This window comes from Pseudomonas poae RE*1-1-14, assembly GCF_000336465.1.
Lineage (GTDB): Bacteria > Pseudomonadota > Gammaproteobacteria > Pseudomonadales > Pseudomonadaceae > Aquipseudomonas > Aquipseudomonas poae.
Window position 1 is genome coordinate 2,500,420 of record NC_020209.1, and the last position, 12,442, is coordinate 2,512,861.

At 62.2% G+C, this 12,442-nt stretch carries 9 protein-coding genes; 5 read left to right on the top strand and 4 right to left on the bottom strand.

The annotated features are described in order from the left end of the window. Positions 1 to 17: 17 nt before the first annotated feature. Complete coding sequence (locus H045_RS10715; RefSeq protein ID WP_003232253.1) at positions 18 to 434, bottom strand: SRPBCC family protein; 417 nt, start codon at positions 432 to 434, stop codon at positions 18 to 20. Positions 435 to 578: 144 nt separating this feature from the next. On the opposite strand from H045_RS10715, the gene H045_RS10720 reads away from it, so the two are divergent. Next, positions 579 to 2,750 carry a TonB-dependent siderophore receptor gene (locus H045_RS10720; RefSeq protein WP_015372357.1) on the top strand — a complete coding sequence of 724 codons (2,172 nt, stop codon included), beginning with the start codon at positions 579 to 581 and terminating at the stop codon, positions 2,748 to 2,750. Between the two features lie 452 nt (positions 2,751 to 3,202). Here the strand turns inward: H045_RS10720 and sohB are convergent, their stop codons facing one another. Further along, the gene (sohB, locus tag H045_RS10725) at positions 3,203 to 4,231 is read right to left on the bottom strand and encodes a protease SohB (RefSeq protein ID WP_003232249.1); all 1,029 of its coding nucleotides are present in this window, start codon (positions 4,229 to 4,231) and stop codon (positions 3,203 to 3,205) included. A 195-nt stretch (positions 4,232 to 4,426) separates the two neighbouring features. On the opposite strand from sohB, the gene H045_RS10730 reads away from it, so the two are divergent. Beyond that, positions 4,427 to 5,137, top strand: coding sequence for a histidine phosphatase family protein (locus H045_RS10730; RefSeq protein WP_015372358.1), 711 nt, complete (start codon positions 4,427 to 4,429; stop codon positions 5,135 to 5,137). 55 nt (positions 5,138 to 5,192) lie between these two features. Then, a complete protein-coding gene (locus H045_RS10735; RefSeq protein WP_003232246.1) occupies positions 5,193 to 5,507 on the top strand; it encodes an SCP2 sterol-binding domain-containing protein in 315 nt (104 codons plus the stop codon). A 31-nt stretch (positions 5,508 to 5,538) separates the two neighbouring features. Here the strand turns inward: H045_RS10735 and H045_RS10740 are convergent, their stop codons facing one another. Beyond that, positions 5,539 to 8,175, bottom strand: coding sequence for an MGH1-like glycoside hydrolase domain-containing protein (locus tag H045_RS10740; RefSeq protein WP_015372359.1), 2,637 nt, complete (start codon positions 8,173 to 8,175; stop codon positions 5,539 to 5,541). A gap of 195 nt (positions 8,176 to 8,370) precedes the next feature. On the opposite strand from H045_RS10740, the gene hglS reads away from it, so the two are divergent. Continuing rightward, entirely contained in the window at positions 8,371 to 9,744 is a 1,374-nt protein-coding gene (hglS, locus tag H045_RS10745; RefSeq protein WP_015372360.1) for a 2-oxoadipate dioxygenase/decarboxylase HglS, read from the top strand. 30 nt (positions 9,745 to 9,774) lie between these two features. On the opposite strand, the gene H045_RS10750 is transcribed toward hglS, so the two are convergent. Beyond that, entirely contained in the window at positions 9,775 to 9,999 is a 225-nt protein-coding gene (locus tag H045_RS10750; protein ID WP_015372361.1) for an HP1242/YdcH family protein, read from the bottom strand. Positions 10,000 to 10,174: 175 nt separating this feature from the next. On the opposite strand from H045_RS10750, the gene tkt reads away from it, so the two are divergent. Beyond that, a complete protein-coding gene (gene tkt, locus H045_RS10755; protein WP_015372362.1) occupies positions 10,175 to 12,229 on the top strand; it encodes a transketolase in 2,055 nt (684 codons plus the stop codon). Positions 12,230 to 12,442: the final 213 nt, after the last annotated feature.

The following is a 12,442-nucleotide window of genomic DNA, read 5'->3' on the forward strand; positions in this document are numbered from 1 at the left end:
TCAAGTTTCGGATCTGATCAGGCCGGGTAGTTGGCGCGCAGCGCCGCAAGTCCACCGCTGTACACGCCAATGAACAATTCCTCGACGGCCGCTTCGGTGGTGCCCGCCGCTGGCGTGAACACGCCGGACCAGGTCACCTTTGCCGACGTCTCGGTCAACGCCTCAACCTGCAATGTCGCCAGATAAGCAGTCACCGGAAACGACGATTGCTCGATGGTGTAGCTGTAGGTACGCGCTACATTGTCAAAGGTTTGCAGGCGCTCCACGATCACGGCGCCATCGGTGGTTTGCAGGTGACGCACGCGTCCGCCCTCACCCGGCTCGCTGCTGGCGATGAATGCCAGCCAGTCCGGCAGGCTGTTGAAGCCGCCCACCAATTGCCAGACCTGATTGGCCGAAGCAGGGATTTCAATGACGCAAGATGCGGTTGCCATGGCAGTAACTCCAGAAGGTCAATAAAAACTCAGCTCGCAGGCAGTGTACGCCACCCTTGCATGCAGCTCTCCCAATGACTTGTAAAACCGTGCCGTAATGCCTAGCTTATGCGCCCCCTCGCCCAACGCTTTAAGGCCCCGTCCATGGTTTTGCGTTTTCGCCCTTTTCCCTCTCTGGCCACTTCACCTTTTGCCCTCGGTCTGTTGCTCGGTAGCGGCATGGGCAGCAGCCAGGCGGCAGACATCGAGTTGCCGACGTTACAGGTCCAGGGCCAGGAGGCGTCCGGCTATCGCACCGAGAGCGCTTCGGTCGGCGGCTTCACTGACGCGCCATTGCTCGACACGCCAGCCTCGATCACGGTGATCAATGCCACGCTGATCAAGGACCAGCAGGCGCGCCTGCTCAGTGAAGTGCTGCGCAACGATGCCTCGGTGGGCGACAGCTATGCGCCGATCGGCTACTACGAAAACTTCGTGGTGCGCGGCTTCTCGCTGAATGCGGCGAGCAGCTACAAGATCAACGGGCGCACCATCACCGGCGAGCAGAACGTCGCGCTGGAGAACAAGCAGCAGGTGGAAGTGCTCAAGGGCCTGGCCGGGCTGCAAAGCGGGATTTCCGAACCCGGCGGCGTCATCAACTACGTGACCAAGCGCCCGGAAGAGGTGCGTTCGGTCACCGTCTCCACCGATGATCGCGGCAGCGGTTATGTGGCCACGGATGTGGGTGGCTGGTTCGGCAGCGAACAACAGTTCGGCCTGCGTGCCAATGTGGCCCATGAAGACCTCAATTCCTATGTGGAACACGCCAATGGTCAGCGCGATTTCGTGTCCCTGGCTTTCGACTGGAATCTCAGCCCCGACGCCGTGCTGCAACTGGACGCGGAATACCAGAACAAGCAACAACGCTCGGTCCCCGGCTATCAATTGCTGGATGGGACGCAAGTGCCCCACGGCGCGTCGCCAAAGAAACTGCTGGGCCACCAGAGCGGTTCCAGGCAGGTGGGCATCGACTCGCTGAACCTCAACGGCATGTTCGAGTACCGCTTCAGCGACCAGTGGACAGGCCGCCTCAGCGCAGCCCGCAGCAAGGTGGTGATCGACGACTACAGCGCGTTTGCCTGGGGCTGCTACGGGTCGGCCAGTTGCAGCGGATCGAGTACGCCCAACTTTTTCAGCCCCGAAGGCAATTACGACGTCTATGACTTCCGCAGCCCGGATGACACGCGCCGCGACGACGAAGTGCAGGCGGCCATGACCGGGCTGTTCGACACCGCCGGCATCGGTCATGAGCTGACCTTGGGCAGCAGCGTTTTTCGTCGGGTAGTCGACAAGCGCGCGCCGGTCAACGAGCTGATCGGCACGGCCAATATCGACGAGTATGTGCCGACCTTCACACCCGCCGACAAGCCGCTCAATGACAGCCACCGCGCACTCGACAGCCGCCAGTACGGCGTGTTCATCACCGATCACATGCGCCTGAACGAGCACTGGCAAACCATTCTGGGCGGTCGCGAAGTGCGCCTGGACGAGCGCGCCTTCGACAGCGACGGCAATCCGTCACGGCATACCCAACAGTACGTATTCCTGCCCCAGGCGGCGTTGATCTACAAGCCGGTCGAGGCTGTTTCGCTGTACACCAGCTATAGCAAGGGCCTGTCCCTGGGCGGCACGGCGCCATGGTTCGCGAGCAATCCCGATACCCCCCTGGCACCGACCCCGTCACGGCAGATCGAAGCCGGGGTGAAATACGACTGGCGCCGCATCAGCTTCGCCGCTGCCGTGTTCCAGACGCGCCAGGCTTATCAGTACGCCAGGCCCGACGGCGCTGGCAACTTCACGTATGTGCAACAGGGCGAACAGAAAAACACGGGACTGGAACTCTCGGCCAATGGCTGGGCCACGGACCGCCTGCAGATCGCAACCAGCGTGGCGGCCATCCGCGCACGGGTAAGCGGCAGCGGCACGCCGGCTTATGAAGATCATCAGGCGATCAACGTGCCCACGCTGCGCGCCAGTGTGTATGCCGATTATGCGTTGCCGTGGGTGAACGGTCTGGCGGTGCTGGGCGGCGTGCAATACAGCGCCAAAAAGTACGCCAACCGCACCGGCAATGCAGAGGTGGGGGATTACGCGGTGGTCAATGTGGGCAGTCGCTACACCACACGGCTTGACGGCTATGAAACGGTGTTTCGCCTGAGCGTCGACAACCTGTTCGACAAACGTTACTGGCGCGACGCGGGCGAGTACATGGGCGATGACTACCTGTTCCAGGGCGCACCATTGACGGCGCGCTTGAGTGCTTCGGTCAACTTCTGATTCAGCTATGAATGCAGATTTTACTGTAGGAGAAACCCTGCTTTTAAAGCCTGAAAGTTCAGACAACCACATCACTGTGACGAGCAGGCTTGTTGTGGCGAGCGGGCTTGCCCCGCGTTGGGGTGCGAAGCGCCCCCAATCCAGCAAAACGCGGTGTACCTGAGACACGGTTCAGCGCCTGGTTTTGGGGCTGCTGCGCAGCCCAACGCAGGATAAGCCTGCTCGCCACAGGGTATCTGCGCTTAACTGTGGGAGCGGTGGGTCAGTCGACATCAATGTTTGCTGGGCCGACGCCATCGGGAGCAAGCCCCTCCCACAGTGTGTACAGGGTTCGGCCGACAATCTCGGTCGGCTCTCAGGCCGCCGCGCTCTTGATCAGGCTTTGGGGCTTGCCCGCTCGCCACAGACGCTACAGCTGGCCTCGCGAAAGCGCTAAGCCTCGTACATTGCGCCTACCAGAACCGCTGCTGGGTCAGACGGCTCCACCAGGTCAGCAGCACCCGGTCCACTGAACCGCTGGCCGCCAGGCCCACGCGCTCCTGCAGGCTCTTGCGCTCGGCGTAGTGCAGGTGGAACACCTCGGCCGTCTTGGCCTTGGTGGCCAGGTATTCGTCGCTGGTCTGCAGCGCATCGACCAGTTGCTTGTCCAGCGCCGCCACGCCCAGCCATACCTCTCCGGTGGCAACGTCATCGATTGACAGCTGCGGGCGATAACGCGAGACGAAGTTCTTGAACAACTGGTGAGTGATATCCAGGTCTTCCTGGAACTTCTCCCGGCCTTTCTCGGTGTTTTCGCCGAACACCGTCAGGGTGCGCTTGTATTCACCGGCGGTCAGCACTTCAAAGTCGATGTCGTGCTTTTTCAGCAGGCGGTTGACGTTGGGCAACTGCGCCACCACACCAATGGAGCCGAGAATGGCAAACGGCGCGCTGATGATCTTCTCGCCAATGCACGCCATCATGTAGCCGCCGCTGGCCGCGATCTTGTCGATGCACACGGTCAACGGCACGCCTGCCTGGCGAATGCGCGCCAGTTGCGACGACGCCAGACCATAGCTGTGCACCATCCCGCCGCCGCTTTCCAGGCGCAGCACCACCTCATCCTCGGGCGTGGCCAGGCTCAGCAGCGCGGTAATTTCATGGCGCAGGCTCTCGGTGGCCGAGGCCTTGATATCACCATCGAAATCCAGCACGAACACCCGTGGCCGAGCTTCTGGCTTGGGCTTGCTCTGCTTCTTCTTTTCGGCCTTGCTTTCGGACTTGCGCAGGGCCTTGAGCTGATCCTTGTCGAGCAGGCTGGACTCCAGGCGCTCACGCAGGCCCTTATAGAAGTCATTGAGCTTGCTGACCTGCAACTGGCCGGACGACTTGCGCCGCCCCTTACTGCGCAGCGCCGCAAAGCTGATCAGCACGGCCAGTATGGCGACCACCAGGGTGACGGTCTTGGCCAGAAAGCTCGCGTATTCAACCAGAAAATCCATAGTTCCCCTTACAAAGTGCAGTGCGCCAGGCGCGGATGGCCCAGCATACCGGCGGCACTGCCTGCAAACCAGTGCCCAAACCGCCAGTAGCGGCCTTCCAACTCCCTTTTAAAACAAGCGTATGTTTTTCCATTGACAGCTTCCTGGCATCCCCATAACCTCGTCGGACGTTTCAACGTACCCAGGAAAACGGACGTGGGCAGTATCTATCTGATTCGGCATGGCCAAGCCTCTTTCGGGGCAGACGACTATGACGTCCTGTCGCCCATCGGTGTGGAACAGGCGCAGGTGCTCGGTCGTCACCTCGCCGATCTGGGTATTGCCTTCGACCGCTGCATCGCCGGCGACCTGCGCCGCCAACAGCACACCGCCACCGCCACATTCGAATCTTTCAGCGCCCTCGGCTTGCCGGTTCCCCCGGTCGAAACCGACAGCGCATTCAACGAATTCGACGCCGAAGCCGTGATCCGCGCGCTGCTCCCCGAACTGTTGAGCGAAGAGCCTGAAGCCCTCGACATCTTGCGCAACGCCGCGCAAAACCGCCGCGAATTCCAGCGCATCTTCGCGCTGATCATCGACCGCTGGCTGGCCGGCACCTATGACCCGCCGGGACTGGAAAGCTGGCTGGGGTTCGTCGAGCGCGTACAAGCAGGTTTGCAGCGTCTGCTGGAGGCTGCTGACGACGCCGACAAGATCGCCGTGTTCACCTCCGGCGGCACCATCACCGCCCTGCTCCACCTGATCACCCGAATGCCTGCCGCCCAGGCCTTCGAGCTGAATTGGCAAATTGTTAACACCTCGCTCAACCAGCTGAAATTCCGCGGTCGCGAGGTGGCCCTGGCTTCCTTCAACAGCCATGCACACTTGCAACTGTTGAAGGTGCCGCAGCTCATCACGTTCCGATGACTGCGGCCAACCGTGACCCCAAGGTCACTGGACTCTACCCTAAAGGATCGAAACCATGACTGACGTAGCCAAAGCCGTAGAAGCAATGAAAGCCAAATTCAACCCAAGCGCCGCCGAAGGTCTGGACCTGGTGTTCGGTTTCCGTATCGACGACACCAAGAACTTCTCGCTGGTGGTCAAGGACAAGACCTGCGAACTGCACGAGGGCGAAAACCCGGACGCCCAGGTCACGCTGGTGATGGACAGCGAAACCCTGGAAGGCATCGTCGACGGTTCCACCGACGGCATGCAGGCGTTCATGGGCGGCAAGCTGCGCACCGAAGGCGACATGATGCTGGCCATGAAGCTGAGCGAACTGTTCCCGTCCTGAGTACCGGTGGGAGGGGCTTGCCCCTCCCTCTTCAGTTTTTCGGTTGCAATAACAACGCCACCAACGCACTCCATCCCGTCTGATGCGACGCCCCCAACCCCCGCCCGGTTTCTCCATGAAAATACTCATGGAACAACACCAGATCGCGACTTGCCGGGTCCGCCTCCAGTTGCGCATACCCCGCCATCGAAGGCCGCAAGCCGTTTTCATCCCTGAGAAACAAGCGCGTCAGGCGCTGGCTCAGGCTGTCGGCGACGTCTTCAAGGGAGGCCAGATAACCGCTTCCCGTGGGGTACTCCACCGAAAAATTATCCGCGTAGTAGCGATGAAACTCGCGCAGCGACTCGATCAGCATGTAGTTCACCGGCATCCACACCGGCCCGCGCCAGTTGGAATTGCCGCCGTACAGCCGTGAATCGGATTCGCCGGGTTGATAGCGCGCGCTCAGGCTGTCGCCATTCATCTGCAGCGCCAGCGGCTGTTCGGCGAAGGCTTTGGACAAGGATCGCACGCCAAATGCCGAGAGAAATTCATCGTCATCCAGCATGCGCCGCAACAGGTCCTTGGTGCGCTCGCCGCGCAGCAATGCCAGCAACAGGCGATTGCCCTGCCCCGGTTCATTCCAGCGCGACACCAGTTTGGCCAGGTCTGGCCGGTGATGCATGAACCCCAGCAGCCGTTCGCGCAAACCTTCCAGGCCTTCATGCTCACGCTGCTCCAGCACCAGCACGGCGAACAGCGGCATCAGGCCGACAATGGAGCGCAGGCGCACCGGCTCGCTGTGGCCATCGGGACGGTGCAGCACGTCGTAGAAAAACAGGTCCTGCTCATCCCACAAACCTTCGGCGCTGTCGTCGACGCGGTTGATGGCGCCGGCGATATACAGGAAGTGTTCGAAGAATTTCACCGCAATATCGACGTACACCGCATTGCGTCTGGCCAGTTCCAGGCCGATACGCATCAGGTCCAGCGCATAGGCCGCCACCCACGCGGTGCCATCGGCCTGATCCAGTTGATAACCCGGCGGCAACGGCGCCGAGCGGTCGAACAAGGCGATGTTGTCCAGGCCCAGGAACCCGCCCTGAAACAGGTTGCGCCCCTCGGCGTCCTTGCGGTTGACCCACCAGGAAAAATTCAGCAGCAGCTTGTGGAAAATCCGCTCGAGAAAATCCATATCGCCCACGCCCGTGAGCGCCTTGTCCTGCTGATACACACGCCAGCTGGCCCAGGCATGCACCGGCGGGTTGGCATCGTCGAAGCGCCATTCATAGGCTGGCAGTTGGCCGTTAGGGTGCATGAAACGGTCCTTCACCAGCAGCAACAGCTGTTGCTTGGCATAGCCCGGATCGATCAGGGCAAACGCCACCGCCTGGAAGCCCTGGTCCCAGGACGCGTACCACGGGTATTCCCAGGTGTCGGGCATTGAGAGGATGTCGAAGTTGGACAGGTGCCGCCAATGGGTATTGCGAATGTGCAAGCGCTCGGGCGGCGGCGCCGGCTGGGCGGGATCGCCGTCGAGCCACTGGTTTACGTCGAAATAATAGAGCTGCTTGGACCACAGCAAGCCGGCCAAGGCCTGACGCTGCACATTGCGCGCGTCCTCGTCGGCGATGCCCTGTTGCAGGGCGGCGTAGAAATCATCGGTTTCCTGACGACGCTGTTCGAACAGCTTGCGCGCATTGAGCTCTGACGCGCCCACCGGCGCAAATCGCAGATACAGCGTTTTGCTTTCCAGCCCCGCCAGCTCAAGGATGAACCGCGCGGCGACCTTGGTGCCCGCGTTACGCCCGATTGCGGTCTGCACACCGTCCACCACGTAATCGTTGATGCCATCCTTGAACGGTCCGGGCGCGGCTTGCCCGTCGAGCCTCGGGTAGTTGGTTTCGTTCTCGCAGAACAGCCATTCCACGCCGTCCTGGCCCCAGGCGTCGAGACGGTAATCGGGCAATTCGTGGTGACGCGCCAGCACGTGCTCACCGTCGCGCTGCAACTGTGGCTTGGGGGCGTCAGCGGTCCAGCTCCAGTCGTTGCGCGCCCACACCTGGGGCAACACCTGCAGGCGCGTCGGCTGCTCGGCGCGGTTGTGCACGGTGACGCGCATGCAGATGTCGTCCGGCTGATACTTGGCGTACTCGACGCTGACATCGCAGTAGCGGTTGTCTGCGAACACGCCGGTGTCGAGGATTTCATACTCGGCATCGCCCAGGCCGCGTCGCGCGTTCTCGCTGATCAGGTCGGCATAGGGAAATGCTGCATGGGGGTATTTGTAGAGCATGCGCATATAGGCATGGCTCGGCACGCCGTCGACGAAAAAGTACAGTTCCTTGACGTCCTCACCGTGGTTGCCCTCGGCGTTGTTCAGGCCGAACAGGCGCTCCTTGAGGATCACGTCGCGCTCATTCCACAGCGCCAGGCCCAGGCACCAGCGCTGCGCCTTGTCACTGAACCCGGCCAGACCATCCTCGCCCCAGCGGTAGGCGCGGCTGCGCGCGTGCTCATGGGAAAAATAGCGCCAGGCATCGCCGTCGGCGCTGTAGTCTTCGCGTACCGTGCCCCATTGGCGCTCACTCAAATACGGCCCCCACGCGCGCCAATCCTCGGCCCCCTCGGTAGCGAGGCGCTGGCCTTCAACCGTTTCACGTAGCCGGGTATTGGGTGTGGCCGTCATGGAGTCCTCCGTCGCCTGCCTGATAGACGCAGTGTAGAGCCCAACCGCGCGCGGATGCACATGAAGACTTGGAAGAAGCCTTTCATTCATTTGCAGAATGAAGTCCTGAGGATTCTTCGTTTGCACACGCACCTCGCGCCCAACAAAATCCCGTGAACGGCCACGCTCACTGCCCCTGCCATCAGGAATTTTTCCATGTCCAGCACCGCCCATGTCAGCCCTGACGACATTCGCAAAGGTTTCTCCAAGGCCATGTCCGACATGTACCGCGATGAAGTCCCGCTTTACGGCGCGCTGCTGGAGCTGGTGGCCGAGACCAACCGCCGCGTGCTCGACAGCGACCCGGGCCTGGCGCAACAGCTGCAGCGCACCGGCGAAATCCAGCGCCTGGACAGGGAACGCCACGGCGCCATTCGCGTGGGCACGGCTGCGGAACTGGCAACCCTGCGCCGGTTGTTCGCGGTGATGGGCATGCAGCCGGTGGGCTACTACGACCTGACCCCAGCCGGCGTGCCGGTGCATTCCACGGCGTTTCGCGCGGTGCATGAAAGCGCTTTGCACACCAGCCCGTTCCGCGTATTCACCTCACTGCTGCGCCTGGAACTGATCGAAAGCACCGAGCTGCGCGCCTTCGCCGAAACCGCCCTGGCCAAGCGCTCGATCTTCACCGCTGGCGCCCTCGCGCTGATCGAACACGCCGAGCAACACGGTGGCCTCGACGCCGCGCAGGCCGATGAGTTTATCCGACAGGCCCTGGAGACTTTTCGCTGGCACCCCACCGCCACCGTCACCGGCGCGCAGTACCGGCAATTGAGCGACCAGCACCGCCTGATCGCCGATGTGGTGGCCTTCAAGGGCCCGCACATCAACCACCTAACGCCACGCACCCTGGACATCGACCAGGTGCAGGCCGCCATGCCCGGCAAAGGCATCACACCCAAGGCGGTGATCGAGGGACCGCCGCGCCGCCGCTGCCCGATCCTGCTGCGCCAGACCAGTTTCAAGGCGCTGGAAGAACCCATCGCCTTTACCGATGCCCACGGCAGTCACAGCGCGCGCTTCGGCGAAATCGAACAACGGGGCGTCGCCCTCACCCCCAAGGGCCGCGCGCTGTACGACCAACTGCTGAATGCCGCGCGCGATGAACTCGGTGCATTTCCCAACGAGGCCAACGCCGGGCGCTACACGCAGCTGATGGAGCAGCACTTCCAGGCCTTCCCCGACGATCATGGGCAGATGCGTGAGCAGGGCCTGGCCTACTTTCGCTATTTCGTCACCGAGCAGGGCCTGGCGGCACGCGACCAGGCCGACCGGCCGCGCACGCTGGAAGCACTGCTGCGCGCCGGCCACGTGGCGATCGAGCCATTGGTGTATGAAGACTTTCTGCCGGTGAGTGCGGCGGGGATTTTCCAGTCGAACCTGGGGGATGGGGCGCAGGGTCACTACGCGGCGAACTCGAACCAGGCCGAGCTCGAGCAGGCGCTGGGGTGCAGGACAATCGATGAATTGCAGTTGTATGCACAGACGCAGCAGCGTTCCATCGACGCCTGCACCCAGGCATTGCTGTAGGAGCAAGCGTGCTCCTACAGCCGTTGGCATTCAGCTCAGGCGGCCGCTGATCTTGTCCTTGATCAACAGGCGTTTCTTCTTGAGCCTTTCTACATCCTCATCGCTGGCACTGGCTTTTTCGGCCTCCAGCACCTCCTTGTCGAGGTCGTCATACTGAGTGAGCAGCGCGTCCAGCCGTTTATCGTGCGCCCTGTGTTTGTGAACATCATCCTTGCTCATTCCCAGGTCCTGATACAGGTCGTGTTTAACTGGCATGACGTACCTCCTCACAGTTTGATCAATGGCTTACGCCCTTGAAACTAGCCCATTCCTGACGCTCTTGTCATGTTTCAAGCCCATCGGTTCCGTTCGTCGCGGCGCGAGGGATGGGATCAAACCTTTGCGGCGCCCTGCCCTCCACTCTAGATCGCCACCCAAGGGAGACCGGTTCATGAATCACGCTGCCACCGCTGTCGACACCCAATGCATCAACACGATCCGCACCCTGGCCATGGACGCCGTGCAGAAGGCCAATTCCGGCCATCCGGGCACGCCCATGGGCCTGGCGCCGGTGGGGTATACGCTGTGGAGTCGCTTTCTGCGCTATCACCCCGAGCACCCGGATTGGCCCAACCGTGACCGCTTTGTACTGTCTGTGGGCCATGCGTCGATGCTGCTGTATTCGCTGTTGCACCTGGCGGGTGTGGTCGAGATCGACGCCCACGGCAAGCGCAGCGGCCAGCCGGCAATCAGCCTGGACGACATCAAGCAGTTCCGGCAGATGAGTTCCAAGACCCCCGGTCACCCCGAGTACCGCATGACCACCGGCGTGGAGACCACCACCGGCCCGCTCGGCCAGGGCTGCGCCAACAGCGTCGGCATGGCGATGGCCGAGCGCTGGCTGGCCAAGCGCTTCAACCGCGACGGTCAGGTGCTGTTCGATTACAACGTCTACACCCTGTGCGGTGACGGCGACATGATGGAAGGCATCAGCAGCGAGGCCGCGTCGATGGCCGGCCACTTGAAGCTGGATAACCTGTGCTGGATCTACGACAACAACACCATCAGCATCGAAGGCCACACCGAACTGGCGTTCAGCGAAGACGTGATCAAGCGCTTCCAGGCTTATGGCTGGCACACGCTGCACGTCACCGATGCCAATGACTTGCAGGCCTTGAGCGACGCATTGACAACCTTCCAGAGCAACACCGGCGCGCCGACCCTGATCGTGGTGGACAGCGTGATCGGCTACGGCTCGCCGCACAAACACAACACGGCGGCAGCTCACGGCGAACCGCTGGGCAACGACGAAATTCGCCTGACCAAGGCGGCGTATGGCTGGCCGGAAGATTCCAGCTTCCTGGTGCCCGAAGAAGCGCGCACGGTGTTGCGTGATGCGCTGCATGAGCGTGCCGAGCCGTTGTTTGCGCAGTGGAACCAGACCCTGTCGCGCCTCGACTCGCACCTGGCCGATGAACTGCAGCGCATGCGCGCCGGCGAAATGCCCGCGCAGTGGCAGGCGCAACTGCCCGACTATGCAGCCGACGCCAAGGGCGTCGCCAGCCGCGCCGCCGGCGGCGAAGTGCTGAACGCCTTTGCCCAACAGATTCCTTGGTTACTCGGCGGTTCGGCGGATTTATCGCCCTCGACCAAGACCAACCTCACCTTCGACGGCGCCGGGCGTTTCAGCGCCGATGACTACAGCGGGCGCAACCTGCACTTCGGCATCCGCGAGCACGCCATGGGTGCGATTGCCAACGGCATGGCGCTGTCTTACCTGCGGCCGTACACCTCGACGTTCCTGGTGTTCAGCGACTACATGAAACCGCCAATCCGTCTGGCGGCGATCATGGAGTTGCCGGTGGTGTTCGTGTTTACCCACGACTCGATCGGCGTGGGCGAAGACGGCCCGACCCACCAGCCCATCGAGCACCTGACCCAACTGCGCGCCACACCGGGGCTGCTGACGCTGCGTCCAGGCGATGCGAACGAAACCCTTGAAGTGTGGAAGGTGGCCCTGGCGCAAACCCATCGGCCCAGTTGCGTGGTGCTCTCGCGCCAGCCGCTGCCGACCCTGGACCGCACGAAGTACGCAGCGGCCAGCGGCGCGGCCAAGGGAGCTTATGTGCTGGCGGGCGCCGAGCAGCCTCAAGTGCTGCTGTTGGCGACAGGCAGTGAAGTGAGCCTGGCGGTGGCGGCGTATGAACAGCTCAAGGGTGAAGGGATTGCCGCGCAGGTCGTCTCGATGCCCAGTTGGGAACTGTTCGAAGACCAGGACCAGGCCTACCGCGACAGCGTCTTGCCGCCGGTGGTAAAGGCCCGCGTGGTAGTGGAACAAGCCGGCCCGCTCGGCTGGGACCGCTATGTCGGGCAGACCGGCGCCAAAGTGGTGATGAACAGCTTCGGCGCCTCGGCACCGCTGGCCAAACTGCAGGAAAAGTTCGGCTTCACCGTGGAAAACGTGGTCAAGCAGGCCAAACAGCAAATCCAGCTGAATCAACTGTAAGACGGGAGACCCTGTGGGGTGGGCTTGTTGTAGTAGTGGCGAGCAGGCTTGTCCCAATGCCGTCCAGTTAAGCGCAGGTTCCCTGTGGCGAGCAGGCTTGTCCTGCGTTGGGCTGCGCAGCAGCCCCAAAACCAGGCGCTGAGCCGTATCAGGTACACCGCGTTTTTCTGGAGTGGGGGCGCTTCGCACCCCAACGCGGGGCAAGCCCGCTCG

Bases quoted from the DNA above. Each gene is read 5' to 3' on its own strand.
- H045_RS10715 (WP_003232253.1), bottom strand. From the start codon at position 434: ATGGCAACCGCATCTTGCGTCATTGAAATCCCTGCTTCGGCCAATCAG.
- H045_RS10720 (WP_015372357.1), top strand. From the start codon at position 579: ATGGTTTTGCGTTTTCGCCCTTTTCCCTCTCTGGCCACTTCACCTTTT.
- sohB (WP_003232249.1), bottom strand. From the start codon at position 4,231: ATGGATTTTCTGGTTGAATACGCGAGCTTTCTGGCCAAGACCGTCACC.
- H045_RS10735 (WP_003232246.1), top strand. From the start codon at position 5,193: ATGACTGACGTAGCCAAAGCCGTAGAAGCAATGAAAGCCAAATTCAAC.
- H045_RS10740 (WP_015372359.1), bottom strand. From the start codon at position 8,175: ATGACGGCCACACCCAATACCCGGCTACGTGAAACGGTTGAAGGCCAG.
- hglS (WP_015372360.1), top strand. From the start codon at position 8,371: ATGTCCAGCACCGCCCATGTCAGCCCTGACGACATTCGCAAAGGTTTC.
- H045_RS10750 (WP_015372361.1), bottom strand. From the start codon at position 9,999: ATGCCAGTTAAACACGACCTGTATCAGGACCTGGGAATGAGCAAGGAT.
- tkt (WP_015372362.1), top strand. From the start codon at position 10,175: ATGAATCACGCTGCCACCGCTGTCGACACCCAATGCATCAACACGATC.